The sequence below is a fragment of the Streptomyces sp. NPDC052040 genome, assembly GCF_044548405.1.
Lineage (GTDB): Bacteria > Actinomycetota > Actinomycetes > Streptomycetales > Streptomycetaceae > Streptomyces.
This window is the reverse complement of record NZ_JBIUBV010000009.1, coordinates 169,518-195,729: the sequence shown is the minus strand read 5'-3', so window position 1 is coordinate 195,729 and position 26,212 is coordinate 169,518. Positions and strand designations below refer to the sequence as shown.

The following is a 26,212-nucleotide window of genomic DNA, read 5'->3' as shown; positions in this document are numbered from 1 at the left end:
GCGCTCAGTCCGGCAGCAGCCGCCCCCGCCGGGACAGCAGGAACTTCTTGAAGGCGGCCACCGGGGGTGTGTCCACCTGCCCCGCCAGCCAGGCGACGCCGATCTCCCGCACCGCCCGGGGCGCCGTGACCGTCAGCTCCACGACCCCGGGCCGGGGCACCGCGGGCGGCGGCAGCAGCGCGACGCCCAGCCCCGCCGCGACCAGGCCCCGCAGGGTCTCGGCCTCCTCGCCCTCGAAGGCGATCCGCGGGGTGAACCCGGCCTCGCGGCACACGTCGTCGGTGATGCGGCGCAGCCCGTAGCCGGGCTCCAGGGTCACAAAGGTCTCCTCCGCCGCCTCGGCGAGGCGGATGCGCCGACGGCGGGCGAGCCGGTGGTCGGCGGGGACCACGAGCCGCAGCTTCTGCTCGTCCAGACGGCGGGCGACCAGGTCCGGGGCGTCCGGCACCGGGGAGGTCAGACACAGGTCGAGGTCGCCCGCGCGCAGCCGCTCCAGCATCGCCTCGCCGTAGTTCTGCACCAGGCTGAAGCGCACCTTCGGATGATCCGCGCGGAAGGCGTGCAGCAGTCCGGGCACGGTCTCGGCGCCCATCGTGTGCAGAAACCCGAAGGCGACCTTGCCGGTGGCCGGGTCGGCGTCCGCGCGGACCTCCTCGGCGGCCCGCTCGATCTCCGCGAGGGCGCGCTCCACGGACCCGAGGAAGGTCCGCCCGGCGGGGGTGAGGGCGACCGTGCGACCGCGGCGGGCGAACAACTGGACGCCCAGATCCTCTTCGAGGCGTACGAGTCCGCGGGACAGGGTGGACTGGGGGACTTTCATCTCCCGCGCGGCCCGGGTGACATGCTCGTTCCGGGCCACACCCGCGAAGTGCGCGAGGCGCGGCGCGAGCAGCGCGACGATGTCTTCTGCATCACTTGTGTCACCGGACGGTGACAGCCGTGACGCTGACCTCTGCTGATGCACCATGGGAACGATTATGGCGGTTCCATGCATTGGACGGATGAATGGCCGCGTCCGTACGGTCGACATATGCCTGCCGCCGATACCGGGGCGTCCACCATCGTGGGCGCCGACACCGTAAGCGTCCCCTCCTCCGACTCCCGTCTGACCCCCGGCGGCCCCGGCTACCGCCGGATGAGCTTCGCCCTCTTCCTCGCCGGGGTCGCGACCTTCGCCCTTCTCTACTCCACGCAGGCCCTGCTGCCCCTCGTCTCCCGCGACTTCGGGGTGACGGCGAGCGCGGCGAGCTGGACGGTGTCGGGCGCGACCGGCGGACTGGCGCTGTTCGTCCTGCCCATGAGCGCGCTCTCGGAGCGGTTCGGGCGGCGGACGCTGATGACGGCGTCGCTGGCGGTCGCGGTGACGGTGGGTCTGCTGGTGCCCTTCGCCCCCTCGATCGGCGCGCTGATCGCGCTGCGGGTGGTCCAGGGCGCGGCGCTGGCCGGGCTGCCCGCGTCGGCGACCGCGTATCTGGCCGAGGAGGTCAGCCCCAAGGCACTGATCACGGCGATCGGCCTGTTCGTGGCCGGCAACAGCGTCGGCGGGATGAGCGGCCGGATCATCACCGGCTGGGTCGCCCAGGAGTGGGGCTGGCGGGCCGCCGTCGCCACCGTCGGGGTGATCGCGGTGGCCTGCGCGGTGGCCTTCCGGCTGCTGCTTCCGGCACCGAAGCACTTCACCGCCGGGTCGCTGCGCCCGCGGGTGCTGGCCCGCTCGGTCCGCGACCATCTGGCCAATCCGCTGCTGCGCCGCCTCTACGCGATCGGCGCCCTGTTCATGGTGGTGTTCGGCGGTGTCTACACCGTGATCGGCTACCGCCTGACCGAGGAGCCGTTCGGGCTGCCGCAGGGCATCATCGGCTCGGTCTTTCTGGTGTACCTGGTCGGCACGGTCTCGGCCTCGGCGGCCGGGCGCCTGGTGAGCCGCCTGGGCCGCCGCGGGGCGCTCTACCTGGCGGGCGGCACCACCACAGCGGGCCTGCTGCTGTCCCTGGCCTCTACCCTGCCGCTGGTGCTGCTCGGCCTGGTCCTGATCACGGCCGGTTTCTTCGCGGGCCACGCGGTGGCGTCGTCGGCGGTCAGCCACACGGCACAACGGGGCCGCGCCCAGGCCTCCGCGCTGTACCAGTCCTCGTACTACATCGGCTCCAGCACGGGCAGCACGCTCGGCGCGGTGGCCTTCCACGCGGACGGCTGGGCCGGGACGGTGTGCCTCGGCGTCCTGGCGATCCTCGGCGTCGTCGCGATCACCCTCCTCGGCACCCGAGCGGCCCGGGCCGAACGCCGCCCCGCCACCGCCTGACCCACGGCAACGGGACCGGTGGAGGTCCACCGGTCCCGTTCGTCCGAGCGATGACAGCCCAGGTCAGGCGATACGCTCCAGCACCACCGGGGAGGCGGTGAAGTCCGTGCCCGGGGCTGCGACGTCGTAGGAGCCCTCGATGGCCTCAAGGGCGTACTCGAAGCGCTCGGGGGTGTCCGTGTGCAGGGTCAGCAGGGGCTGGCCCGCGGTCACGGTGTCGCCCGGCTTGGCGTGCATCTCGACGCCCGCACCGGCCTGCACCGGGTCCTCCTTGCGGGCGCGGCCCGCACCGAGACGCCAGGCGGCGACGCCGACACCGTAGGCGTCGAGGCGGGTCAGGACGCCCGAGGAGGGGGCCTTCACCACATGCTGCTCCTTCGACGTGGGCAGCACCGCGTCCGGGTCGCCGCCCTGGGCCGCGATCATCCGGCGCCAGACGTCCATCGCCGAGCCGTCGGCCAGCGCCTTCGCCGGGTCCGCGTCCTTCACACCGGCCGCGTCGAGCATCTCCCGCGCCAGGGCGACGGTGAGTTCCACGACGTCCGCCGGGCCGCCGCCCGCCAGGACCTCGACCGACTCGCGGACCTCGAGGGCGTTGCCCGCGGTCAGGCCCAGCGGGGTGGACATGTCGGTGAGCAGCGCCACCGTCTTCACCCCGTGGTCGGTGCCGAGACCCACCATGGTGGACGCCAGCTCGCGCGCGTCCTCGATGGTCTTCATGAAGGCGCCGGAGCCGACCTTCACGTCCAGGACCAGCGAGCCGGTGCCCTCGGCGATCTTCTTCGACATGATCGAGGAGGCGATCAGCGGGATCGCCTCGACCGTGCCGGTGACGTCGCGCAGCGCGTAGAGCTTCTTGTCGGCGGGGGCCAGGCCGTCGCCCGCCGCGCAGATCACCGCGCCCGTGGTGTCGAGGACGTGCAGCATCTCCTCGTTCGACAGCAGCGCGCGCCAGCCGGGGATCGACTCCAGCTTGTCCAGGGTGCCGCCGGTGTGGCCGAGGCCGCGGCCGGACAGCTGCGGGACGGCCGCGCCGCAGGCGGCGACCAGCGGTGCCAGCGGAAGGGTGATCTTGTCGCCCACGCCGCCGGTGGAGTGCTTGTCGGCCGTCGGCAGGGAGAGCGACGAGAAGTCCATCCGCTCGCCCGAGGCGATCATCGCGGCGGTCCAGCGGGCGATCTCCCGCCGGTTCATGCCGTTGAGCAGGATGGCCATCGCGAGCGCGGACATCTGCTCGTCGGCGACCGCGCCCCGCGTGTACGCGTCGATGACCCAGTCGATCTGCTCGTCGGTCAGCTCACCGCGGTCCCGCTTGGTGCGGATGACGGAGATGGCGTCCATGGCCATGGTTTCCTTCCGGAGGTACGAAGGTGTGCGGCCCCCTGAGCCAGGTCGGTCGACTCGGGGGGCCGCACGGGAGTTACTTGGTGAGATGGTCCGGGCCGAAGGCCTGGGGCAGCATCTCGGACAGCGGCAGGATGCCCGCCGGGGTTTCGAGCAGCAGATCCGGGCCGCCGAACTCGTAGAGCAGCTGGCGGCAGCGGCCGCACGGCACGAGGATGTCCCCCTTGCCGTCGACGCAGGTGAAGTGCGTCAGCCGGCCGCCCCCGGTGTTCTGCAACTGGGAGACGAGTCCGCACTCCGCGCACAGCCCGAGGCCGTAGGAGGCGTTCTCGACATTGCAGCCGGTGACGGTGCGTCCGTCGTCGACCAGGGCCGCGACACCGACCGGGTAGCCCGAGTAGGGAGCGTACGCGCGGGCCATCGCCGCGCGCGCCAGCTCCCGCAGGGCCGCCCAGTCGACCGGGGCGGGCGTGGTCACTTGCCCTGTCCCTTCCGGTACGGCATGCCGTCCGCCTTGGGCATCCTGAGGCTCTGCGCGGACAGCGAGAGCACCAGCAGGGTGACGAGGTACGGGGTGGCGGTCACCAGCTGCGCGGGGACCTCGTGGGTGGTGGCGTACCAGACGAAGAGCAGCGCGGAGGCCACGGCGGTGAGCACCGCGGGGACGTAGCGCTTCTTCCAGGCCAGGTAGGCCGCGCCGAACACCACGAGGATGCCGAGCAGCAGGATCAGGGCGTGCACGTTGGTGGTGCCGCCGCGCAGGTTCAGGCTGTCGGTGTAGCCGAACAGACCGGCGCCGAGGGCGAGTCCGCCCGGCATCCAGTTACCGAAGATCATCGCGGCGAGACCGATGTAGCCGCGGCCCGCGGTCTGGCCGTCCAGGTAGACGTTGGAGGCCACGATGGACAGGAACGCGCCGCCGAGGCCCGCGAAGCCGCCCGAGATGATCACGGCGATGTACTTGTACTTGTACACGTTGACGCCGAGGGACTCCGCCGCCACGGGGTTCTCACCGCAGGAGCGCAGCCGCAGGCCGAAGGCCGTGCGCCACAGCACCCACCAGGTGAACGGGACCAGGGCCACCGCGATCACGGTCAGCGGGGACAGGTCGGTGACCAGTCCGCCGACCAGGCCCGCGATGTCGGACACCAGGAACCAGTGCTTCTGGTTGAGCGTGTCCAGCCAGCTGGACAGTCCCGGGATGTCGAAGGTGCCGAGCGAGTCGATCGGCGGGGACTGCTTGGCGGAGCCCTGGGGCGCGTTCTCGAAGGTGAACTTCGAGAGGTAGCGGGTGGTGCCGAGGGCCAGGATGTTGATCGCCACACCGGAGACGATGTGGTTCACATTGAAGGTGACGGTGGCGATGGCGTGCAGGACGGCGCCGAGCGCGCCGCCGATGATCCCGAAGACCACACCGGTCCACGGGCCCCACTGGTAGCCGGCCCAGGCACCGAACCAGGTGCCGAGGATCATCATGCCTTCAAGGCCGATGTTGACGACGCCGGAGCGCTCGGCCCACAGGCCGCCGAGGCCCGCGAGGCCGATCGGCACGGCGAGGCGCAGCGCGGTGGACATCTGCCCGGTCGACGTGATGCCGTCCGCGCCGGTGATCAGCCGGACGATCGAGGTCAGGACCAGTACTCCGGCGACGATCAGCAGAAGTACCGGGAGCGACATACGGCGGCTGCCCCTGCCGGGCTGCTGCGCCTTCGGCTTGGCGACGGTCGCGGTGGTCATCAGGCAGCCACCTCCTTCTTGTGCGTGTTGTTGGCGGCCTGGGCGGCCAGCTCGGCGCCCACCCGCTTCTGCTGGCGGCGCAGACCCCACTGGCGTACGGCCTCGTAGGAGATGACGACCGCGAAGACGATCAGGCCCTGCATGATCGTGGCGATCTCCTTCTCGTACGCGACCGGGGTCGCGTAGTCGAGGGCGGGGGACGCCTTGTCCAGGAAGGCGATCAGCAGTGCGGCGAAGGCGATGCCGGCCGGGTTGTTGCGGCCGAGCAGGGCGATGGTGATACCGGTGAAGCCGAGGCCCGTCGGGAAGCTCAGGCTGTAGGTGTGGGCGTCGCCGAGCAGCAGCGGCAGGCCGGACAGGCCCGCGACCGCGCCGGAGATCAGCATCGCGGTGAGCACCATGCGCTTGGCGTTGACGCCGGAGGCGGCGGCCGCGGTCTCGGAGGCGCCGGTGGCGCGCAGGTCGAAGCCGAAGCGGGTGCGGTTGAGGACCAGCCAGTACAGGATGCCCGCGAGGACGGCGAGGAAGACCAGGCCGTAGATCTCGCCGACGTCGGAGCCCAGGTTGATGCCCGGGAACCAGCCGGACTTCTTCATGGTGCCGGTCGTCATGTTGTTGCCGACCTGCACACCCCACATGTTGGAGAGGGTGAGGTAGCCGATGAGGCTGGTGGCGATCGCGTTGAGCATGATCGTCGCGACGACCTCGCTCACCCCGCGGGTGGTCTTCAGGACGCCCGCGATACCGGCCCAGAAGGCGCCGGTGAGCATGGCGACCAGCATCAGCACCGGGATCTGGAGGAAGGACGGCAGCGCGAGGTGCGCGCCGACCACCGCCGTCATCATCGCGGCCAGGCGGTACTGGCCGTCGACGCCGATGTTGAACAGGTTCATACGGAAGCCGACGGCCACCGCGAGGGCCGCCAGGTAGTACATCGACGCCTGGTTGACGATCAGCACCTGGACGTCGGAGTAGCCGATCTGCTGGAGCATCAGCCGGTACGGCTCGAAGGGGTTCTTGCCGGAGGCGACCAGCACGACCGAGGTGAGCAGGATCGCCGAGACGAGCGCGATGACCGGACCGGCCACTGCGAGGAGCACCCGCTCCTTGTCGAACTTCTTCATCGGGCGTCGTCCTCCGGGCCGGCCGCTGCGTCGCCTTCTGTGGCGCTTTCTTCGTGTTCCAGGTGACCGGAGGCAGCACCGGTCATCGCCGAGCCCAGTTCCTCCGGGGTGATCGTGGCGGGGTCGGCGTCGGCGACCAGGCGGCCGTTGTAGATCACCCGCAGGGTGTCGGAGAGACCGATCAGCTCGTCCAGGTCGGCGGAGATCAGCAGCACGGCCAGGCCTTCGCGGCGGGCCGCGCGGATCTGGTCCCAGATCTGTGCCTGCGCGCCGACGTCCACACCGCGGGTGGGGTGGGCGGCGATCAGGAACTTCGGGTTGTGGCTCATCTCCCGGCCGACGATCAGCTTCTGCTGGTTGCCGCCGGACAGGGAGGCGGCGGTGACGTCGATGCCGGGCGTACGGACGTCGTACTCCTCGACGATCCGCCGGGTGTCCTCCTGGGCGCCCTTGGGGTCGAGCCAGAAGCCCTTGGCGTTGGGGCGCTCGGTGACATGGCCGAGGATGCGGTTCTCCCACAGCGGGGCTTCCAGCAGGAGGCCGTGGCGGTGGCGGTCCTCGGGGATGTAGCCGACGCCCTGCTCGCGGCGCTTGCGGGTGGCCCAGGAGGTGATGTCCTCGCCGAGGAAGGCGATGGAGCCGGAGTCGGCGTTCTTCAGGCCGATCAGTGCGTCGATCAGCTCGGTCTGGCCGTTGCCCTCGACACCGGCGATGCCCATGACCTCACCGGCGTGGATGGTGAAGGTGACGTCGTCGAGGACGCGGCGCACCGTGGCCGCGCTCTCGGCGGTCGCCTCGGTGAGCAGGCCGGTGGGGGCGGGCTCGGCGAGGTCGCCGAGGGAGGGGCCGCCGCCGGCGTGCACGGTGAGGCCCTTGACCTCGATCACCGGGCGGTCGGTCACCGTCGACTCGGCGGTCTCCGGGGTGGGCAGCTCGCTGCCGACCATCAGCTCGGCGAGCTGGCGCGGGGTCGTCTCGGAGGGCACGGCGGTACCGACCGTCGTGCCGCGCCTTATGACGGTGATGTCGTCGGCGACCGACAGGACCTCGCCCAGCTTGTGGGAGATGAAGATGACGGAGAGGCCCTCGGACTTCAGCTCGCGCAGGTTGTCGAAGAGCGCGTCGACCTCCTGCGGGACGAGCACGGCGGTCGGCTCGTCGAGGATGAGGGTCTTGGCGCCGCGGTAGAGGACCTTGAGGATCTCCACGCGCTGACGGTCGGCGACACCGAGGTCCTCGACGAGGACGTCGGGGCGTACGCCGAGGCCGTAGCGCTCGGAGATCTCCTTGATCTTCTTGCGGGCGCCGCCGCCGATGCCGTAGAGCTTCTCGCTGCCGAGCGCCACGTTCTCCAGGACCGTGAGGTTGTCGGCGAGCATGAAGTGCTGGTGGACCATGCCGATGCCGCGCTGGATGGCGTCGGCGGGGCTGTTGAAGGTCACCGGCTCGCCGTCGATGCTGATGGTCCCCTCGTCCGGCTTCTGCATGCCGTAGAGGATCTTCATCAGGGTGGACTTGCCGGCCCCGTTCTCGCCGACGAGGGCGTGCACGGTGCCCTTGCGGACCGTGAGGTGGATGTCGTGGTTGGCGACGACACCGGGGAACCGCTTGGTGATGCCCGCCAGCTCTACCGCGGTCGTCGACGGTGCGGTGAGCGGAGGGCTGCTGGACGCGTCGATGGCGCACTCTCCTTGGGAAAGGGGCCACTCTACGCGCGTAGCGCCCCTGCTTTAAATAGTGCTCGGACCTGATCGTTGCCGATCCGTTCCGAGCATTCTGCCGCGCGAACGGGGCGCGAGTCGGTCATCCTCCCCGCGCCCCGTTCCGTGACCGTAACGCTGCCATTACAGCGCTCCGTCGACCATGCTCCTGGCCGACCGCGATCGTCGGGTCAGGAGGTCTTGACCTTGATCGAGCCGTCCTTGATGCCCTGCTCGGCCTTCTTCAGGGCGGCCTGGAGGTCGGCGTTGTTCTTGAACACCGGGTTGGAGTCGGCGAGGCCGACGCCGCTGTTGGCCAGGCTGCCACGGACGTCGCCGGTCAGCGGCTTGTCGTCCTTGATAACAGACTTGGCGAGGTCGTACACCGCACCGGAGACGTTCTTCAGCGCCGAGGTGAGGATGTAGTTCTTGTACGTGGCCAGAGCGCTCTGGCTGTACTGGTCGGAGTCGACGCCGATCGCCCACACCTTGTGGGTGGCGGCGGCCTTGATGACACCCTGGCCGGAGAGGCCGGCGGCGTGGTAGATCACGTCCGCGCCCGCGTCGATCTGGCCGTTGGCGGCGTTCTCGCCCTTGTCGGGGCTGGAGAAGCCGCCCTCCTGCGCGGTCTGCGTCAGGTACTGGGTCTCGATCTTGATCTTCGGGTTGACCGACTGGGCACCCTGGACGAAACCGGCCTCGAACTTGTGGATCAGCGGAACGTCCACGCCGCCGATGAAGCCGATGTGGTTCTTCTTGGTCGTCTTGGCGGCCGCGACACCCGCGAGGTAGGAGGACTCCTCCTCGTGGAAGACCAGGTCGGCGACGTTCTTCCGCTGGACCGTGTTGTCGTCGATGATGCCGAAGGTGACCTTCGGGTACTTGCTGGCGGCCTCGTTTACGGCGGGGGCGTAGGCGAAGCCGACACCGATCACCGGGTTGTAACCGGCCTTGGCCAGCGTCTCCAGGCGCTGCACCTTGTCCGCGTCCGACTCGCCGTCCTGCGGCTCGATGTCACGTCCGCCGACACCGAAGTCCTTCTCGGCCTTCTGGAAGCCCGCGTAGGCGGCGTCGTTGAAGGACTGGTCGCCCTTGCCGCCGACGTCGTAGGCGAGGCCTATGCCCTTGCTCTTGCCGCCACCGGTGGACTCGGTGGACGAGCTGCCGCAGGCGGATACGGTGACGGCGAGGGCTGCGGTGGCAACCCCCGCGACGGCGATACGAGACACCCGGCGCATGGAACTTGACTCCTTTGTGCAAGCGCCCATACCAGGCGCTGGTTCCGCGGCAGCGTAACGCGCGTAGACCGGACGGAAAACCCCTTCTGTCCGGTCCGTTATCGAGCTGTGGCCACAGTTGGCGAACACATTACGGAGAGCGGTGCGGCGCTTGTGAAAGACGGGCGTGGGGGGCATCACAGACCAGCGTAGGGGCGCGGTGTGAACGTGCGACGAAGGCGTCAGGGAACTCGTGTGACCGGTGCCACGGACCCGGATTCCCGCCGCGGCCGACAGCTTCAGGGTAGCTCTGCGTGATGGACGGTTTGTCCGCTACGGCTGGGGGGCGCGGGTCGTGGGGGGCGCGGCTGGCGGGTGGAGGGTCGTTCGCGGGGGCGCGGCTGGTGGGGGGACGGTCGTTCGCGGGGCTGGTGGGTGGAGGGGCGTTCGCGGGGCTGGTGGGTGGAGGGGCGTTCGCGGGGGCGCGGCTTGCGGGTGGAGGGTCGTCCCGCGCCCTAGCGGGTGGGCAGCCCGTCCGCGGGGGCGCGCCTGACAGGTGGAGGGCCGGGGGCGGGGGCGCCCCGCGTGGACGGGGCGAGCGGTCCGGGGGCAGAGGAGCGGCCGGGGCCGCCGGGGCACGGGCGGGATCGGTGCCGGAGGGGGCGGGGCCGCAGGCGGGCCTGGCGCCGGGAGAGGCTGCCGGTGCACGGCGGCCGCAGGCCGGGGGCGGCCGGGCACGGGCGGGATCGGTGCCGGAGGGGGACGGACCGCAGGCGGGCCCGGCGCCGGGAGAGGCTGCCGGTGCACGGGCGGCCGCAGGCCGGGGGCGGCCGGGCACGGGCGGGATCGGTGCCGGAGGGGGACGGACCGCAGGCGGCCCCGGCGCCGGGAGAGGCTGCCGGTGCACGGCGGCCGCAGGCCGGGGGCGCTCCGCAGGCGGCGGCAAGCGGTGCACCCCTGCGGACGGCCGCAGGCGACGCTCCCCCGCGGACGGGGCGCGCGACGCAACCCCGCCGCGGACAGCCGCAAGCGACGCGCTCCTGCGGATGGCCGCAGGCAGCGCTCCGCCCCGCCGGGAGGTTCCCGGCGGGGCGGAAGGCGTGTCCGGGGCTCCGGGCCTGAGCGGCGGGGCGGCGCAGGTGTCCGGGGCTTCGGGTCGGAGGTGAGGGTTACTGCGTGGCGACGGTGACCTTGCCGGAGGTGATGTCCTGCTTGGCCTTGTCGACCGCGGCCACCACGTCCTTCATCGCCTGGTACTTGGGGTTGGAGTCGGCGAAGCCCACGCCGCCCGACGCCAGGTCGCCGCGCTGTTCGCCGCTCAGGGGCTTGCCGTCGACGACGGACTTGGTCAGGTCGTAGACCGCGCCGCCGACGTTCTTCAGGGCCGAGCCGAGGATGAAGTCCTTGTACTTGGCGAGGGCGGTCTGCCGGTACTGGTCGGAGTCGACGCCGATCGCCCACACCTTGTGCGCGGCGGCCGCCTGGATAACGCCCTGGCCCGACAGCCCGGCCGCCTGGTAGATCACATCGGCGCCCGCCTCGATCTGGCCGTTCGCCGCGTCCTTGCCCTTGTCGGGGCTGGAGAAGCCGCCCTCCTGAGCCGTCTGCGTCAGATACTGCGACTCGATCCTGATCTTCGGGTTGACGGACTTGGCGCCCTGGGCGAAGCCCGCCCCGAACTTGTGGATGAGCGGGATGTCCACGCCGCCGATGAAGCCGATGTGGTTCTTCTTGGTGGCCTTCGCGGCGGCGACCCCGGCGAGGTAGGAGGACTGCTCCTCGTGGAAGACCAGGTCGGCGACGTTGGGCGCCTTGACCGTGTCGTCGTCGATGATGCCGAAGGTGATCTTCGGGTACTTGGCCGCGACCTCCTTGACGGCAGGCGCGTAGACGAAGCCGACCCCGATGATCGGGTTGTAGCCGCCCTTGGCGAGCTGCTCCAGACGCTGCACCTTGTCCGCGTCGGACTCGCCGTCCTGCGGCTCGATGTCCCGCCCGCCGATCTTGAACTCCTGCTCGGCCTTCTGGAAACCGGCGAAGGCGGCGTCGTTGAAGGACTGGTCGCCCTTGCCGCCGATGTCGTAGGCGAGGCCGATGCCCTTGCCCGAGTAGCCCGAGGAGTTCTTGCCGCCCGAGCTTCCGGCGGAGTCGGTGCTGGACTTGCCGCACCCGGCGGCCGCGAGGGCGACCACCGCGACGGCCACCGCAGCTTGGGAGAACTTCGTCCTCCGAGAGTTCAGACGCACAGCGAGCACCCCATTCATCCCCACGGCACCGTGACCGGTCCGCTTCCCCAATGCGCCGCTACCGCAGCGATGTGCGGCGCACAGTAACGCGCGTAGAAGGGCGGGGGAACGGGGTTCCTCGCGGCCGTTATCGATTCGTGCCGCCGCCGGGGAGGGGCCCGGTCCGCCGGGCGCCCCTCCGTGCAAGGCCGCTCGGGTCAGTGGTCCGTGCCCGTGTCCAGCAGCGCGGCCGCCGTGAACAGCTCCACCCCGACGGTGATCGCGTACTCGTCCACGTCGAAGTCGCCCTGGTGGAGGTCGCGGACGGTCCGCTCGCCCGGGCGGCGGACGCCGAGGCGGGCCATGGCGCCCGGGACGCGCTCCAGATACCAGGAGAAGTCCTCGCCGCCCAGGCTCTGCTGGGTGTCCTCGACGGAGTGGACGCCGCGGCGTGCGGCCATGGCGTCGTGCAGCAGTTCGGTCACGGCCATGTCGTTGACCACCGGCGGCACGCCCCGCACATAGTTGATCTCCGACTTGGCCTTGTAGAGGTTGGCGATCTCGTCGATGGCCGCATGGACGACGTCGGGCGCGTGCCGCCAGGTCTCCAGGTCCAGGCAGCGCACGGTCCCGGCCAGCTCCGCGTGTTGCGGGATGACGTTGCAGGCGTGCCCGGACTCGATGCGCCCCCAGGTCACCGACAGCCCGCTGCGGGCGTCGACACGCCGGGCGACCAGGCCCGGTACGTCGGCCGCTACCCGGGCCACGGCCGTGACCAGATCGGTGGTCAGATGCGGGCGGGCGGTGTGGCCGCCCGCCCCGGCGAGCATGACCTCCAGCCGGTCGCAGGCGGAGGTGATGGGGCCGTGCCGCAGCCCGATGCGCCCCGCGTCGACCCGCGGGTCGCAGTGCACGGCGATGATCCGGCCGACCCCGTCGAGCGCACCGGCGGCGATCACGTCGGTGGCGCCGCCCGGCAGGACCTCCTCGGCGGGCTGGAAGATCAGCCGGACCGGCCGGGGCAGCCTGCCCTCGCGGTGCAGCTCGGCGAGGACGAGCCCGGCCCCGAGCACCACCGTGGTGTGAACGTCGTGTCCGCAGGCGTGCGCCCGGTCGGGCACGGTGGACCGGTAGGCGCAGTCGGCCTTGGTGTCGGGGATCGGCAGGGCGTCGATGTCACCGCGCAGCGCGAGGGCCGGTCGCAGGGGGTCCGGTTCGCCGATGTCGCAGATGAGCCCGGTGCCGGCCGGGAGTACGCGCGGCGCGAGTCCCGCCTGCTCCAGGCGGGCCTTGAGCGCGGCGGTCGTGCGGAACTCCTGGTTTCCGAGCTCCGGGTGCATGTGCAGGTCGCGGCGGAAGGCGACGAGTTCGGCACGCAGCAGCTCGGGGAGGGAACCGGGGAGCGTGTCCCCGGGGTGGTCGGCCTCTGACTCTCGGGACATCAATTGGTTCACCCTTTGAAGGGTAGGGCGATCGGGCGGCACCGCTCCCTGGAACGACAAAACTTCAGCCCGTCAGGGGAAGAAAAAAGTGACCGCACGCCGCATAGTCGGCTGTGACGATGGGTAAACTCGTCCACCTTTTCCGGACGATGGATCCTTGGGTAGGCCGTGAGCAGTCCGCCGGGGTGGGGGCGGTGCCGTCGCGGCGCCGCCGAAGGCGCCCGGTGGATCCCTGCCGGGACCGCCCTCGCGTCCGGGGGTCCCGACCAGTGCAACGCTCAAGGACCCCGATCCGTTCCTCTCCGCCTGGAGCGCCGCACCTCCGTCTCCTCCCTCGGACACACCGCCGACCGGCCGAACCGCCGCTGCCGCACGGGTACCCAGCCGCCCCACGGGTTACCCCGCCGGGCGACGCGCTCTCGCCCGCGCACCGGCAGCCCCTCACGGCGCCCCCTCCCGGCACCAGCCGCGCCCACGCCCCGGCCGCCTCGGCGGCGCCGGACCCGTCGCCCCCGGCGCTCCTCCGGTGCCGGACCGTCCACGCCCCGGCGGGCCCATCCGCCCCCGGCGACCGGCATGCCGCGCGGGCCCCTGGCAGGCGGTCGGAAGTACCGCCTGCCAGGGGCCCGCGCGCGTCGGGGTCCGGGGCCGGTCCGCCAATTCCGGCCCGCTGGGCGGTGCCCGCAAGCCCCGTCCACCGGGCGGCGCCCCCAAGCCCCGTCCGCTACGCCGTGCCCGCCGAGGTCGGGGATTCGGCCGGGTTCATCGCCGACAGCCGGTCCACGTCGCGGGCCGTCCCGGTCACGCCGGACAGAAAGCCCTGGGCCCGGGGCGAGGCCCGGTCCGTCAGCCAGGCCGGGTCGATGTCGCACACCGCGACCCGCACCTCGGTGCCGACCAGGGCCAGCGGGAGGGTGTGCACGACCGTGGAAGGAAAACTGAGGATCGTACGCCCGATCGGGCCACGCCGGGCGATCAGCTCCAGGGGCAGATCCGGGCGGACCACTTCGAGGCCCGCCTCGGTCGCCAGCCGGTGCAGCTTGTCGGGGCTCTCCCGGCGGTGGGCGAAGTAGCGCCGCGCGCCGTGCGCCGCGGCGAGCGCGCGGACGGCCTCCAGATAGCGTTCGCCGTCCACCACGCCCGTCTCCACCAGGGAGGTGCCCACCAGGTCCGCGCCCTTCGTCAGGCGCGGCGGCCCGAAGCGCGCCCGGGTCCAGGCGAAGTCGTTGGGGGTGACCGTGACCCCGTCCGGGACCTCTTCGATCGGCATCGAGGAGAAGACCTCCACGGCGCGCTGAACGCCCGGTCTCAGCCGTCGCCGGGCCACCGCGGACACCGGGGCGAAGAGCAGGTCGCGGGGGCGCGGGCGGCCGCCCTTGCGGTGCCAGCGCACCAGGCGTTCACCGCGGGCGAGCTGGGCGACGAACTCCATGGTGGCCGTGCCGTCGTCGACCACCACCAGCTCCTCGGCCCGGGTGATGGTCAGCAGCAGCTGTACGTAGCGGGAGAAGGGGTCCCCCATCACCACCCGGTCCGCCCGGCGCAGCAGCGGGGCGAGGCCACCGACGGTCCGGAAGGGCGCCGTGGTGCCGCCCCGGGCCTCCTCCCAGCGGACCTCGTGGCCCTCGTCGCGGGCCAGTTCGGCCATCCGGCGCAACTGGCCGCGGGTCATCGGGTCGGTGGGCGACAGCACCACCAGGGTGAGCCCGTCGGGCGCCGGTCGGAGGCCGGTCCCCCCGGGGACGGTGCCCCGCGGTCCGGCCCCGGCCGGACCGTCGGGCGCCGTGCGCCCCGCGCCGAGGACCCCCGCGCCTATCGCCGCCGTGCGCCCCGCACCGGACCACCGGGGTCCGCCCTGCGCGGGGATCGCCGCCCCGCGCTCGGCCGCACCGCTCCCCTTGGTCCGGAGCGTGTGCGCGTGCGCCCATTCCAGGACGTTCAGGAGCTGGACGGGGCTCTCCACGAAGGCGAGGGTGCGCTGGCCGGCGGATCCGGCGCGGGGGTTCATCGGCGTCAGACCGTCCCGTAAGGCGCTCAGACCGACACCGGCTCGCCGGCGGCCGCGGCGATCTCCGCCTCGGCGACCACACCGGCGACACGGCGCAGCTTCTTCATCGGGCCCAGCTCGGAGTCGTAGACCTTCTTCACGCCGTCGCCGAGGGAGGCCTCGATGGTGCGGATGTCGCGGACCAGGCGGGTGAGGCCCTGCGGCTCCACCGAGGCGGCCTGGTCGGAGCCCCACATCGCGCGGTCGAGGGTGATGTGGCGCTCGACGAAGGTGGCGCCGAGGGCGACCGCCGCGAGGGTGGTCTGGAGGCCGGTCTCGTGGCCGGAGTAGCCGATCGGGACGTTGGGGTACTCCTGCTGGAGGGTGTTGATCACGCGCAGGTTGAGCTCCTCGGCCTTGGCCGGGTAGGTCGAGGTGGCGTGGCAGAGCAGGATGTTGTCCGAGCCGAGGACCTCGACCGCGTGGCGGATCTGCTTCGGGGTCGACATGCCGGTGGACAGGATGACGGTGCGGCCGGTGGCACGCAGGGCCTTCAGCAGCTCGTCGTCGGTGAGGGAGGCGGAGGCCACCTTGTGCGCCGGGACGCCGAACTTCTCCAGGAAGGCGACGGCCTCGGTGTCCCACGGGGAGGCGAACCAGTCGATGTTCTTGGACTTGCAGTACTCGTCGATCTGGCGGTACTCGTCCTCACCGAACTCCACGCGGTGGCGGTAGTCGATGTAGGTCATCCGGCCCCAGGGGGTGTCGCGCTCGATGTCCCACTGGTCGCGCGGGGTGCAGATCTCCGGGGTGCGCTTCTGGAACTTGACCGCGTCGCAGCCGGCCTCGGCGGCCACGTCGATCAGCTTGAAGGCGTTCTCCAGCTCACCGTTGTGGTTGATGCCGATCTCGCCGCAGACGTAGACGGGCCGACCGGGACCGGCCGTGCGCGAACCGAACTGACGGAGACGGGAGTTGCTGCTCATGGCAGAGAAATTCCTTACGTGTCGAGGGAGTCGAGAGAGGGGCCGAGGATCCAGCTGGCGATCTCTCGGATCGCGCCGTCACCGCCTGGGACGGTGGTGACCGCGCGTGCGGCGCCGCGCACGACGTCGTGGGCGCTCGCGACCGCCACGGGCCAGCCCACGAGGGCGAAGCACGGGAGGTCGTTGACGTCGTTGCCGACGTAGAGCACGCGCTCAGGCGCGATGCCCTGCTCCTCGCACCACTGCTTCAGTGCGAGGTCTTTGCGGTCGATGCCGTGCAGGACCGGGATCTTGAGCTTCCGGGCCCGTGCGGCGACGACCGGGTTCTGCTCCGTGGACAGGATGAGCATCGCGAGACTGCTTCTGCGCAGCGCTGCGATGCCGAGGCCGTCCCCGCGGTGCACGGAGACGAACTCGCGTCCGTCGGAGTCGATCAGCACCCTGTCGTCGGTCTGGGTGCCGTCGAAGTCGAGTACGACCGCGTCGATGTCGTCGCGGGTCGGGAGTGCGCCGGGCCGCGCGGCGTCGAAGTGCGGTGCGAGGGCGCGGGCGCGGGCCAGGTCGTGCGGGTCGTCGATCTCCAGCACCCGGGCCGGGTCGGTGCGCACGAGTTCGGTGCGGCCGAAGAAGCGGTGCCGGTGCTCGCGCAGTCCGGCCGCGTCCATGGCGTAGGCGGCGCCGGTCTCCAGCAGGTCCTGGGGGCGGTCCTGGCGGCGCGGCCGGAAGGACTTGTCGTGGTTGACGCCGTAGCCGCCGGTGGCGTCGGCGACGCGGGTGGAGCCGGTGCCGTCCTGGGGGCGCGGTGCCGTCCAGGCAGCCTCGCCCGCCTCGCCGGTGCGCTGGGAGCCGATGGCGGGCGCGGGCTCGTCGGCGGCGTCGCGCCAGATGAAGCCGTGGAAGGGGGCGACGGTCAGCGCGGTGTCGGCGCCGTTCCGGACCACCGCGGCGGCCACCCCGTCGACGTCCTCGCGGACCAGGAAGGGGCTGGTGCACTGGACCAGCAGCACCACGTCCACGGGCGAGCCGTGCAGCGCCTCGTGGGCGTCCATGGCGTGCAGGACTGCGGCCTCGGAGGTGGCGGTGTCCCCGGCGATGGCGGCGGGCCGCAGCACGACCTCGGCGCCCGCCTCACGGGCGGCGGCGGCGATCGCCTGGTCGTCGGTGGAGACCACGACGTCGGTGACGAGCCGGGCAGCCCGGCACTCGCGCACCGCGCGGGCCACCAGCGGGATCCCGCCGACGGGGGCGAGGTTCTTCGCGGGCACGCCCTTGGAGCCGCCGCGCGCGGGGATCACCGCGAGCACGCGGCGCACCGGCGCCACCTGTCCCGCTTCCGGGTTGGACATGGGTTCAGCTCCTTGGAGTCCTTGGCGTGGGAACCGCTCGCTCACAGCTCCCCCATCCGTCGGATCACGGGCGCCACGCGCTGCACTCCGTGGCGGTAGGCACCGCGGGCGGCGCGGCGGACAATCTGGCGTACGGGGCTGGGCGCCCGGTCGGCCGCGGGCGCGCCGGGCAGCGGGCTGCCGTCCGGGGCGAGGTGGTGCCGGGCGAGGACGCCGGGCAGATAGCCGGGCGCGGTCACCGGGGTGTAGTAGGGCGCGAGGGGCGGGAGTTCACCGGCGGCGAGCAGCCCGGTAATGCGCCGGCGCGCCTCGTCGAAGGCGGTGGCGTAGGAGCCGCCCTCGGCGGCGACGCCCTGGCGGGCCACCCACTCCGGGTCCGGGGCGGGCTCGTGCCCGTCGTCGAGCTTGTCCCAGGAGGCGAGGCAGCCGGAACCCACGAAGTGGTGGTTGCCGAGCGCCTCGCGCACCCCGAGGTCGGTGAGCACGACGGTGGGGATACGGCGGTGCAGCGACTCCAGGGCGGCCGTCGAGCTGACCGTGACCAGGAGGTCGGTGCGGTCGAGGACCTCGCCCATGTTCCCGTACACCAGGCGGAAGTTGGCCGGGAGGTCCTCCTTCTGGGCCAGCTTCTGGTACGGCAGCTCCTCGATGTGGGTGGTGTGCTCGCCCGGCTTGGAGCGGAGCTTGAGGAGCACCTCGCGCTCCGGGTGCCTGCGGGCGTGGCGGACCAGCCGGTCCAGCAGGTAGGCACGGTCCTTGCGGCTCTCGGGCACGGAGGGCTGCGCGGCGAAGACGACCGTGTAGGGGTCCTTCTTCCGGTAGGCGGCGCCGCCGAGGAAGGGCAGCGCCACCTCGGTCACCGAGGAGGCGTCGGCGCCCACTCCCCCGTACACCGCGCGGAAACGCTCGGCGTCCTGGCGGGAGTTGGCGAGCACCAGGTCGGCGCCGTGCCGCAGCAGCAGGCCGTCGGCCAGCTTCTCGTAGACGACACCGACATAGCCGGTGACGACCACGGGACGCCGGGCGCGCCCCTGCCAGGCGTGGGCGAGCCCGTGCAGCATCGCCTGGACACCGCCGCCGACGAGGGCGAGTACGAGGATGTCGTAGCTCTCCTTCGTCATCTCGCGCAGGAACTCGACGGCGGTCACCTCGCGGAGGGAGTCCGCGCGGACGCCGACTTCTTCGAGCTGGCGGGCGGTGGGGGTGGCACGGCCCCTGAGCAGGAAGCCGTCAAGCCGTATGTCCGATTCACCTCTTTCGAGGGATTCGCTGGAATCGGTGAATTCCGACGGCGAGATACGGTTCGCGGTGAGCGCGCCCCATTTCCACCGGGTGTCGGAATCGGCTAGGACGGCGACCCGAAGGGACTTCGCGGTACTTGCTGGCACACCGAAGACGCTAGGAAGCGATTCCAAGGACCAGCCCAACCGAAATGCAACAAAGGGTTAACAGCACACCGCCGGACGGAGAATCGGGCCGCGAAACTCCGATGAAACTATGTGGTTCACTGTTCTGCCACGCGTCGTTCACCTGACATCCAGCCGACGGCCAAGACGAATGCCGGGCCGCCGCCTAACGTCACAGGGGTGGTCAAGCTCTCCGTCATCGTGCCGTTCTACAACGTGCAGCAATACGCGCCAGACACCCTGAAGAGCCTGCGTGCGAACGCACGTGAGGACTTCGAATTCATTCTCGTCGACGACTGCTCGCGTGACGAGACGCCGGACATCCTCGCGCGCGCCGAGCGCGAGCTGCCCGGCGCGGTGCATGTCCGCCACGAGAAGAACGGGGGGCTGGCGACCGCGCGCAACACGGGCATCGACAAGGCGCGCGGCGAGTACCTCACGTTTCTCGACGGCGACGACTGGCTCGCCCCCGACTACTACCCCCAACTGGTCTCCGCCATGGAGGAGTTGGGCTGCGACTTCATCCGCACCGACCATGTCCAGTGCACCGCGCGGGCGCGTGCCATCCACCGGGTGCCGCAGGGCCGCCGCAAGGTGGTGATGAACCCCCGCGACGCGATCCTGCCCGCCGACCGCTCCACCTCCGTCGACTACGCCTACGCCTGGGCGGGTATCTACCACCGCAGGCTCGTCGACCGGGGTCTGCTGCACTTCACCGACGGTCTGCGCACGGCCGAGGACCGGCCCTGGATCTGGAAACTCCACCGGGAGGCCGAATCCTTCGCCACGGTGGATCTGCTCGGCGTCTACTACCGGCGCGGTGTCGCCTCCTCTCTCACCCAGATCGGTGATGTGCGCCAGCTGGACTTCATTCGTGCGTTCGACCAGGTGGTGGCCGAAACTGCACAGGACCCCGACGCGGATAAACTGCTCCCCAAAGCCGTTCGCACATATTGCGCAATTATTTCTCATCATCTGGGATCCATCGAAAGGTTCGAGCCGGCGGTGGCACGGAAACTGAAGTCGATGAGTGCTGCCGCGCTTCGGCGCATGCCGCAGGACGTCCTCGACGAGGCCCTCGATTCCATGGACATCCAGCGGGCCTCCCGCCTGCGACGGCTGCGCCGCCGTCCCACCTCCTCGGGGGTGGCGGCGTGACGACGCAGATCTTCCTGGCGTCGACCCTCTACGGCACGGCGACCCTGGCCGCGGCGCTGGACAGCGACTGCTTCGCGCCCGCCGACCGGCGCATACTCCTCGTCTGCAACAACGCCGCGACGCCCGAGACGACACCCGGCCTGGACGAGATGCCCGGCTTCGAGCAGCTGCGCGACCGCTTCGACGACGTCATCTCCTGGAACGAGACCATCTCGCCCTTCCACCCGGGCGGCTGGGCCCCGCGCCCGGACGACGTCCCGCTGTGGGAGCGCCACCTCCGGCTCTCCTGGAACCTCGGCGACGACGACATCGAACTGGCCGTCGAGTCGATCCAGGTCAACCCGGCGCTCGGGGTCTGCCAGATCTTCCTGGGCGCGCCCGTCACGGTCTACGCCGACGGCCTGATGAGCTACGGCCCCACCCGCAACAAGATCGACCCGCTGGTCGGCACCCGCGTCGACCGCCTGCTCCACCTGGACCTGGTGCCCGGTCTGAGGCCGCTGCTGCTCACCGAGTTCGGGGTCGAGCCGGAACTCGTGCCGACGGACGCGTTCGCCAAGGTCCTGACCGAACTGGAGAACACCGGCGACTCGCTGCCCTCCATCGAGGCACCGGCACTGCTGCTCGGCCAGTACCTCTCCGCGCTCGGCATCCTCACCGCCGAGGAAGAGGAGGACCTCCATGTGCGGATGCTGAAGGGCGCGGTCGCGCTCGGGCACACCCGGGTGGTGTTCAAACCGCACCCGACGGCCCCGGCCCGCTGGTCGCGCATCCTGGAGAAGGAGGCGGACAGGCTCGGTGCCGATCTGACGGTGCTCGACACCCCCGTCCTCGCCGAGGTCCTCTACCAGCGCATGCGTCCGTCGCTGGTCGTGGGCTGCTTCTCCACCGCCCTGCTCACCGCCTCCGCGTTCTACGGCCTCCCGGTCGCCCGCATCGGCACCGAGGCCCTGCTGGAGCGTCTGACACCGTACGAGAACAGCAACCGCATCCCCGTCACGGTCGTGGACGCGCTGCTGCCCGAGCTGACCCACCGCAAGGCGGTCGAGAGCCGACGGCAGGGCATGGACGTCGACTCGCTCAACGCCCTGGTGCGCGCCGTGGGATTCGCGATGCAGCCGAAGATCTACCCGGGGCTGCGCGCCGAGGCCGAAGCCTATCTGGCCAAGCGTCTCGGGCCGCACACCTGGCGGTACTTCAAGCGGCGGCGGCTCACCTCGCTGGCGCTGCCCGGCGGCATCCCCGTCCAGCTGGCGTTCATCCCGCGCAACGCCACCGTCCGCAGGGTGGCCCGCCGCGCCCGCGAGCTGCGCCGGGGCGCGGGCCCCAAGCGCTGAGGCGCCCCGTGCTCCGGGCCGTCCCCGTTCCCCGGCGGGACGGGGACGCCCTACCGGCCCGCCGCACCGCAGGAACGTGTCCCCGGGCGTCACGGTCCGGAGCCCACCGGGCGGGCGCGCCACGCCCGCCCCGCACAGCATCCCGTGACAGCACCGCCCCGCATCCGCTGCCTCGCCGAGAGAGTCCGGCATGACCACATCCGAACAGTCCACGGCCCCCAGCGGCCTGAGGAATTCCATACCCGCCCGGCCCCCGGCCGCCGACGTCCCGCCCGGACCGGCCGCCCCCGCCCGGCCGCGCGGCGGCGGATCCCGGCTGCGCGCCCTCGACGGGCTGCGGCTGGTGGCCGCGCTGATGGTCGCGGGCTACCACTACGGCGGCCGCGACGGCGAGGTCTCCCAGGCCTGGGGCACCTCCCCCCGGCACCAGTTCCCCTTTCTGCACTCCTACTTCGCCTACGGCTGCCTGGGGGTGCAGATCTTCTTTGTGATCAGCGGCTTCGTCATCTGCATGAGCGGCTGGGGGCGCCCGCTGCGCTCCTTCTTCGCCTCCCGGGTCTCCCGGCTGATGCCCTCGTACTGGGCCGCGATCATCCTGGTGACGGGCGTGTTCGCCCTGCCGATGGTGGCGTACCGGGCGGTCTCGCCGAGCGACGCGCTGGTCAATCTGACCCTGTTGCAGCAGCCCCTCGGGGTGGACCGCGTCCTCGGCGTCTGCTGGACCCTGTGGGCGGAGATACGTTTCTACGCGCTGTTCGCCCTGTGCATCGTGCTGCCGGGCGCGAACCGGCGGCGGGTGGTCCTGTTCTGCGCCTGCTGGACCCTGGCGGCGGCCGTCACCCAGAGCGCCAAGCAGCCCCTCCTCGACGTCGTGCTGATGCCCGAGTACGCGCCGTTCTTCATCGGCGGCATCGGCCTGTATCTGCTGCACCGCGACCGGCGCGACCCCTACGGCTGGGGCATCACCGTGGTGAGCTGGCTCATCGGCCAGCACTACGCGGTGCGCGGGCTGTGGCACGCCGAGGGCGCGCACGGCTTCTCCTACCGCACCAGCTCCGGCATCGTCCTGGTGGTCACCCTGGGCTTCCTCGCCGTCGCGGCGATAGCGCTGGGCCGCCTCGACTGGGCCAACTGGCGCTGGCTGACGGTCGCGGGCGCGCTGACGTACCCCTTCTACCTCGTCCATGAGCATCTGGGCTGGGTCGTCATACACGCCCTGCACCAAGGCCTCGGCATACCGTCCTACGGCACCTTCCTGCTGACGGTCGCCTCGATGCTGCTGCTGGCCTGGCTGCTCAACCGGTTCGTGGAGGACCGCTTCACCCCGAGGCTCCGCAAGGCCCTGACCCGGCCACGGCTGCTGTGACCACGGCCGGGAGGGACCGCTAGGCGCTCGCCAGTGTGAGCTTCACCGCGAAGCCGAGGAAGAGGGCGCCGGCGGCCGAGGTGGCGCCCGCCGCCAGGCGCTTGCGGCGGCGGAAGGCCGTGGCCAGACGGGTGCCGCTGAATATCAGGGCGGTCAGATAGAGGAAGCTGGCGAGCTGGGCGAAGGCGCCGAGGACGACGAAGGACAGCGCCGGGTAGGCGTAGGCCGGGTCGACGAACTGGACGAAGAAGGCGACGAAGAACAGGATCGCCTTGGGGTTGAACAGGCTGACCACCAGCGCACGGCGGAAGGGCCGCTCCCCGGCGGCCGGAGCGGCGGCCGGTGCCTGCTCCTCCGCGGCCCGCTCCCGCCGGGTCCGCCACATCCCCCACGCGGCGCGCAGCATGCCGATCGCGAGCCAGGTGAGATACCCGGCCCCGGCGTACTTCACGATCCCGAACAGCAGGGCGTTCGCCTGGAGCAGGGAGGCGACCCCGGCCGCGGACAGGGTCATCAGCACGGTGTCCCCGCACCAGACTCCGGCCGCGGCCGTGTAGCCCGCGCGCACACCGCGCCGAGCCGCGACGGAGAGCACGTACAGCGAGTTGGGCCCGGGCAGGAGCACGATCAGGACGAGGCCCGCCAGATAGGTGGGGAGGTCGATGACACCGAACATGGCAAGGAGTCTCGCACGGGGGTCTGACAACGCGGCCCGGGTTTCCGGCGGGTGAGACGGCCGGGGGCGGCGGTCGGCGGGGTGGGGCGACTGGACCTGGGGCTTCCGGGACTCCGGGCTCGGTTCAGAAGGTGTCCGCGGGGGTGTAGGTGCCCCACACCTCGCGCAGGGCGTCGCAGACCTCGCCGACCGTGGCGCGGGCCCGGAGGGCGTCCTTCATCGGGGGGAGGACATTGTCCCGGCCCGCGGCGGCCCTCCGCAGGTCGGCCAGGGCGGTGGCCACGGCCCGCCGGTCGCGTTCCGCGCGGAGCACCGCCAGGCGTCCGGCCTGCCGTGCCTCGATCGCCGGGTCCACCCGCAGCGGCTCATAGGGCTCCTCCTCGTCGAGCCGGAAGCGGTTGACGCCCACCACGGTCCGCAGGCCCGCGTCGGTCTCCCGGGCGATCCGGTAGGCATTGCGCTCGATCTCCCGCTTCTGGAAACTCTGTTCGATGGCCGTGACCGCGCCGCCCAGCTCCTCGACCCGGTCCATCAGCTCCCGCGCCGCCGCCTCCACCCCGTCCGTCAGGCTCTCCACGGCGTAGGACCCCGCGAACGGGTCGACCGTCGCCGTCACATCCGTCTCATGGGCCAGCACCTGCTGGGTGCGCAGCGCGAGGCGGGCGGACTTCTCCGTCGGCAGGGCGATCGCCTCGTCGAAGGCGTTGGTGTGCAGCGACTGCGTCCCGCCCAGCACCGCGCCGAGGGCCTGCACCGCGACCCGGACGAGATTCACCTCCGGCTGCTGCGCCGTGAGCTGCACCCCCGCCGTCTGGGTGTGGAACCGCAGCATCATCGACCGCGGGTCGCGCGCCCCGAACTCCTCCCGCATCACCCGGGCCCAGAGCCGCCGTGCCGCCCGGAACTTGGCCACCTCCTCCAGGAGCGTGGTCCGCGCCACGAAGAAGAACGACAGGCGCGGCGCGAAGTCGTCCACGTCCATCCCGGCGGCGAGCGCGGTCCGTACGTAGGCGATGCCGTCCGCCAGGGTGAAGGCGATCTCCTGCGCGGGCGAGGCCCCGGCCTCGGCCATGTGGTAGCCGGAGATCGAGATGGTGTTCCAGCGGGGCATCACGGCCCGGCAGTAGCCGAAGATGTCGGCGGTCAGCCGCAGCGAGGGCCGGGGCGGGAAGATATAGGTCCCGCGGGCGATGTACTCCTTGAGTACGTCGTTCTGGACCGTGCCCGTCAGCGTCCCGGCCGGAACGCCCTGTTCCTCCGCGACGAGTTGGTACAGCAGGAGCAGCAGTGCCGCCGGGGCGTTGATCGTCATCGAGGTCGACACCCGGTCCAGCGGGATCCCCCGGAACAGCGCCCGCATGTCCTCGACCGAGTCCACGGCCACGCCCACCCGGCCGACCTCGCCGTGCGCGAGCGGGGTGTCGGAGTCGTGGCCCAGCTGCGTCGGCAGGTCGAAGGCGACCGACAGTCCCGTCGTCCCGTGCGCGATCAGCCGCCGGTAGCGCGCGTTGGACTCCTCCGCCGTGCCGAACCCCGCGTACTGGCGCATCGTCCAGGGGCGGCCGGTGTACATGGTCGGATACACGCCCCGGGTGAAGGGATAGGCGCCCGGCTCGCCCAGCTGTTCGGCCGGGTCCCAGCCTGCCAGCGCATCCGGCCCGTACACCGGTTCGACGGGCAGCCCCGACTCCGACTCGCGCGCCATGGTGTCCGCCTCCGCGTCGCCCCGCCGCCCGGCCCGGTGGCGGCCACCGGGCGGGCGCCCGCCACCACCGTGCTCCTTGCACACCACGATGCTCCTTGGTTCGGCGGCGGTCATGCGGGGGGAGCATCTCGGGGACATCGCGGCGCTACGGCACTGCGGGCGGCCGGGAGCGGTGGGCGGCGGAGGGGGCGGGGCATGCGGACCGAGCGCTGGGGTCGGTCGCTGGCGGCGGTGGGCGTGGCGGCCGCCGTGGTGGCAGCGGCGGCCGGATGTACGGCGGGGCCCCTGGACGGCGACGGCAAGCACCGTTCACCGGTGCACATCTCGCTCCCGGGGGCGTCCTCCGGCACGGGGACCCCGGGGCGTGATGCCACCCCCGCCGCCCCGGCGCGGCCGTCCACCGCCCTGTGGGCGCCCGGGGACTCGGGCGCCGGAGTACGGGAACTCCAGGCCCGGCTGCGCCAGCTCGACTGGTTGTTCGACGGGCCGACGGGGACGTACGACGATCTCACCGAGGACGCGGTACGGGGCTTCCAGGGCAAGCGGGGGCTGCCGCCGACGGGCGCGGTGGACCGGGTCACCTGGCAGCGGATGCTGGGCATGACGCACCGGCCCGGGACGTGGGAGCTGTATCTGATGGGCGGGCAGCCCGCCGCTCCACCGGACCCGCGCTGCCTGACGGGCCGGGTGCTGTGCATCAGCAAGCGGAGCCGGACCCTGCGCTGGATGATCGACGGGCGGACGCTGTCGACGATGGCGGTCCGCTTCGGCACGGAGAACTCACCGACCCGCGAGGGCGTGTTCCACGTCTACTGGAAGTCGCGCCACCATGTGTCCACGCTCTACGACGCCCCCATGCCGTACGCGATGTTCTTCAGCGGCGGCGAGGCGGTGCACTACTCCTACGACTTCGCGGCGCGCGGATACGCCGGTGGCTCCCACGGATGTGTGAACGTACGGGACGAGACCGCGATCGCGGCGCTGTTCTCGCAGGTGAGGACGGGAGACACGGTGGTCGTCAGCCGCTGAGGCGAGAAAAGTGGGGGTGTGGGGGGCGGGGGGGGGGGCCGGGGGGCGGGCGCCCCCCCCCCCCCCGGCGGCCCGCCCCGGGGGGGGGGGGGGCCCCCCCGGCGGGGGGGGGCCCCCGAACCCGG

Annotated in this window: 20 protein-coding genes; 5 read left to right on the top strand and 15 right to left on the bottom strand. The window is 71.8% G+C overall.

All coding sequences use genetic code 11. The features are described 5' to 3' along the window. Positions 1 to 4 precede the first annotated feature (4 nt). Positions 5 to 967 carry a LysR substrate-binding domain-containing protein gene (locus ACIHAA_RS20010; RefSeq protein WP_399818863.1) on the bottom strand — a complete coding sequence of 321 codons (963 nt, stop codon included), beginning with the start codon at positions 965 to 967 and terminating at the stop codon, positions 5 to 7. Positions 968 to 1,030: 63 nt separating this feature from the next. Here ACIHAA_RS20010 and ACIHAA_RS20005 point away from each other — a divergent pair, with 63 nt between their 5' ends. Next, entirely contained in the window at positions 1,031 to 2,302 is a 1,272-nt protein-coding gene (locus ACIHAA_RS20005) for an MFS transporter (protein ID WP_399818861.1), read from the top strand. A gap of 63 nt (positions 2,303 to 2,365) precedes the next feature. Here the strand turns inward: ACIHAA_RS20005 and ACIHAA_RS20000 are convergent, their stop codons facing one another. From ACIHAA_RS20000 to ACIHAA_RS19945, 12 genes are all read right to left on the bottom strand, one after another. Further along, positions 2,366 to 3,649, bottom strand: a complete 1,284-nt coding sequence (locus ACIHAA_RS20000) for a thymidine phosphorylase (protein ID WP_399818860.1) — start codon at positions 3,647 to 3,649, stop codon at positions 2,366 to 2,368. A gap of 73 nt (positions 3,650 to 3,722) precedes the next feature. After that, positions 3,723 to 4,124 (bottom strand): cytidine deaminase, encoded by a 402-nt coding sequence (locus tag ACIHAA_RS19995; RefSeq protein ID WP_399818858.1) that lies wholly within the window; start codon positions 4,122 to 4,124, stop codon positions 3,723 to 3,725. Further along, the gene (locus ACIHAA_RS19990; protein ID WP_399818856.1) at positions 4,121 to 5,383 is read right to left on the bottom strand and encodes an ABC transporter permease; all 1,263 of its coding nucleotides are present in this window, start codon (positions 5,381 to 5,383) and stop codon (positions 4,121 to 4,123) included. Before ACIHAA_RS19990 ends, ACIHAA_RS19995 begins: the two co-directional genes overlap by 4 nt. Beyond that, the gene (locus tag ACIHAA_RS19985) at positions 5,383 to 6,507 is read right to left on the bottom strand and encodes an ABC transporter permease (protein WP_399818854.1); all 1,125 of its coding nucleotides are present in this window, start codon (positions 6,505 to 6,507) and stop codon (positions 5,383 to 5,385) included. The genes ACIHAA_RS19990 and ACIHAA_RS19985 overlap by 1 nt, the downstream gene beginning before the upstream one ends. After that, positions 6,504 to 8,186, bottom strand: a complete 1,683-nt coding sequence (locus ACIHAA_RS19980; protein ID WP_399819089.1) for an ABC transporter ATP-binding protein — start codon at positions 8,184 to 8,186, stop codon at positions 6,504 to 6,506. Before ACIHAA_RS19980 ends, ACIHAA_RS19985 begins: the two co-directional genes overlap by 4 nt. A 212-nt stretch (positions 8,187 to 8,398) precedes the next feature. Beyond that, the gene (locus tag ACIHAA_RS19975) at positions 8,399 to 9,445 is read right to left on the bottom strand and encodes a BMP family protein (protein WP_399818852.1); all 1,047 of its coding nucleotides are present in this window, start codon (positions 9,443 to 9,445) and stop codon (positions 8,399 to 8,401) included. 1,148 nt (positions 9,446 to 10,593) lie between these two features. Further along, positions 10,594 to 11,688 carry a BMP family protein gene (locus tag ACIHAA_RS19970; RefSeq protein ID WP_399818850.1) on the bottom strand — a complete coding sequence of 365 codons (1,095 nt, stop codon included), beginning with the start codon at positions 11,686 to 11,688 and terminating at the stop codon, positions 10,594 to 10,596. A 179-nt stretch (positions 11,689 to 11,867) separates the two neighbouring features. Next, positions 11,868 to 13,091, bottom strand: coding sequence for an amidohydrolase (locus tag ACIHAA_RS19965; protein WP_399818848.1), 1,224 nt, complete (start codon positions 13,089 to 13,091; stop codon positions 11,868 to 11,870). A 724-nt stretch (positions 13,092 to 13,815) separates the two neighbouring features. Continuing rightward, complete coding sequence (locus tag ACIHAA_RS19960; protein WP_399818846.1) at positions 13,816 to 15,099, bottom strand: hypothetical protein; 1,284 nt, start codon at positions 15,097 to 15,099, stop codon at positions 13,816 to 13,818. A gap of 26 nt (positions 15,100 to 15,125) precedes the next feature. Then, on the bottom strand, positions 15,126 to 16,064 hold the full coding sequence (locus ACIHAA_RS19955) for an N-acetylneuraminate synthase family protein (RefSeq protein ID WP_399818845.1): 939 nt from the start codon (positions 16,062 to 16,064) through the stop codon (positions 15,126 to 15,128). Positions 16,065 to 16,078: 14 nt separating this feature from the next. Further along, positions 16,079 to 17,410: a cytidylyltransferase domain-containing protein gene (locus ACIHAA_RS19950; RefSeq protein ID WP_399818843.1), complete on the bottom strand. Its 1,332-nt coding sequence runs from the start codon at positions 17,408 to 17,410 to the stop codon at positions 16,079 to 16,081. 41 nt (positions 17,411 to 17,451) lie between these two features. Continuing rightward, positions 17,452 to 18,798 (bottom strand): DUF6716 putative glycosyltransferase, encoded by a 1,347-nt coding sequence (locus ACIHAA_RS19945; protein WP_399818841.1) that lies wholly within the window; start codon positions 18,796 to 18,798, stop codon positions 17,452 to 17,454. Positions 18,799 to 18,996: 198 nt separating this feature from the next. Here ACIHAA_RS19945 and ACIHAA_RS19940 point away from each other — a divergent pair, with 198 nt between their 5' ends. From ACIHAA_RS19940 to ACIHAA_RS19930, 3 genes are all read left to right on the top strand, one after another. Continuing rightward, positions 18,997 to 19,974: a glycosyltransferase family 2 protein gene (locus ACIHAA_RS19940; RefSeq protein ID WP_399818839.1), complete on the top strand. Its 978-nt coding sequence runs from the start codon at positions 18,997 to 18,999 to the stop codon at positions 19,972 to 19,974. Next, entirely contained in the window at positions 19,971 to 21,311 is a 1,341-nt protein-coding gene (locus ACIHAA_RS19935; protein WP_399818837.1) for an alpha-2,8-polysialyltransferase family protein, read from the top strand. Before ACIHAA_RS19940 ends, ACIHAA_RS19935 begins: the two co-directional genes overlap by 4 nt. 190 nt (positions 21,312 to 21,501) lie before the next feature. Further along, complete coding sequence (locus ACIHAA_RS19930; RefSeq protein ID WP_399818835.1) at positions 21,502 to 22,677, top strand: acyltransferase family protein; 1,176 nt, start codon at positions 21,502 to 21,504, stop codon at positions 22,675 to 22,677. Between the two features lie 19 nt (positions 22,678 to 22,696). On the opposite strand, the gene leuE is transcribed toward ACIHAA_RS19930, so the two are convergent. Next, positions 22,697 to 23,353 carry a leucine efflux protein LeuE gene (gene leuE, locus ACIHAA_RS19925; RefSeq protein WP_399818833.1) on the bottom strand — a complete coding sequence of 219 codons (657 nt, stop codon included), beginning with the start codon at positions 23,351 to 23,353 and terminating at the stop codon, positions 22,697 to 22,699. A gap of 124 nt (positions 23,354 to 23,477) precedes the next feature. Next, the gene (locus tag ACIHAA_RS19920; RefSeq protein WP_399819087.1) at positions 23,478 to 25,058 is read right to left on the bottom strand and encodes a methylmalonyl-CoA mutase; all 1,581 of its coding nucleotides are present in this window, start codon (positions 25,056 to 25,058) and stop codon (positions 23,478 to 23,480) included. 195 nt (positions 25,059 to 25,253) lie between these two features. On the opposite strand from ACIHAA_RS19920, the gene ACIHAA_RS19915 reads away from it, so the two are divergent. Then, the gene (locus tag ACIHAA_RS19915; protein WP_399818830.1) at positions 25,254 to 26,087 is read left to right on the top strand and encodes a peptidoglycan-binding protein; all 834 of its coding nucleotides are present in this window, start codon (positions 25,254 to 25,256) and stop codon (positions 26,085 to 26,087) included. The last annotated feature ends 125 nt before the right edge of the window (positions 26,088 to 26,212 follow it).

What these genes read in the sequence shown, in the direction of transcription:
- ACIHAA_RS20010 (WP_399818863.1), bottom strand. Translation starts at nt 967, where the DNA reads ATGGTGCATCAGCAGAGGTCAGCGTCACGGCTGTCACCGTCCGGTGAC.
- ACIHAA_RS20005 (WP_399818861.1), top strand. Translation starts at nt 1,031, where the DNA reads ATGCCTGCCGCCGATACCGGGGCGTCCACCATCGTGGGCGCCGACACC.
- ACIHAA_RS20000 (WP_399818860.1), bottom strand. Translation starts at nt 3,649, where the DNA reads ATGGCCATGGACGCCATCTCCGTCATCCGCACCAAGCGGGACCGCGGT.
- ACIHAA_RS19990 (WP_399818856.1), bottom strand. Translation starts at nt 5,383, where the DNA reads ATGACCACCGCGACCGTCGCCAAGCCGAAGGCGCAGCAGCCCGGCAGG.
- ACIHAA_RS19985 (WP_399818854.1), bottom strand. Translation starts at nt 6,507, where the DNA reads ATGAAGAAGTTCGACAAGGAGCGGGTGCTCCTCGCAGTGGCCGGTCCG.
- ACIHAA_RS19975 (WP_399818852.1), bottom strand. Translation starts at nt 9,445, where the DNA reads ATGCGCCGGGTGTCTCGTATCGCCGTCGCGGGGGTTGCCACCGCAGCC.
- ACIHAA_RS19970 (WP_399818850.1), bottom strand. Translation starts at nt 11,688, where the DNA reads ATGAATGGGGTGCTCGCTGTGCGTCTGAACTCTCGGAGGACGAAGTTC.
- ACIHAA_RS19965 (WP_399818848.1), bottom strand. Translation starts at nt 13,091, where the DNA reads ATGTCCCGAGAGTCAGAGGCCGACCACCCCGGGGACACGCTCCCCGGT.
- ACIHAA_RS19960 (WP_399818846.1), bottom strand. Translation starts at nt 15,099, where the DNA reads ATGAACCCCCGCGCCGGATCCGCCGGCCAGCGCACCCTCGCCTTCGTG.
- ACIHAA_RS19955 (WP_399818845.1), bottom strand. Translation starts at nt 16,064, where the DNA reads ATGAGCAGCAACTCCCGTCTCCGTCAGTTCGGTTCGCGCACGGCCGGT.
- ACIHAA_RS19950 (WP_399818843.1), bottom strand. Translation starts at nt 17,410, where the DNA reads ATGTCCAACCCGGAAGCGGGACAGGTGGCGCCGGTGCGCCGCGTGCTC.
- ACIHAA_RS19930 (WP_399818835.1), top strand. Translation starts at nt 21,502, where the DNA reads ATGACCACATCCGAACAGTCCACGGCCCCCAGCGGCCTGAGGAATTCC.
- leuE (WP_399818833.1), bottom strand. Translation starts at nt 23,353, where the DNA reads ATGTTCGGTGTCATCGACCTCCCCACCTATCTGGCGGGCCTCGTCCTG.
- ACIHAA_RS19920 (WP_399819087.1), bottom strand. Translation starts at nt 25,058, where the DNA reads ATGGCGCGCGAGTCGGAGTCGGGGCTGCCCGTCGAACCGGTGTACGGG.
- ACIHAA_RS19915 (WP_399818830.1), top strand. Translation starts at nt 25,254, where the DNA reads ATGCGGACCGAGCGCTGGGGTCGGTCGCTGGCGGCGGTGGGCGTGGCG.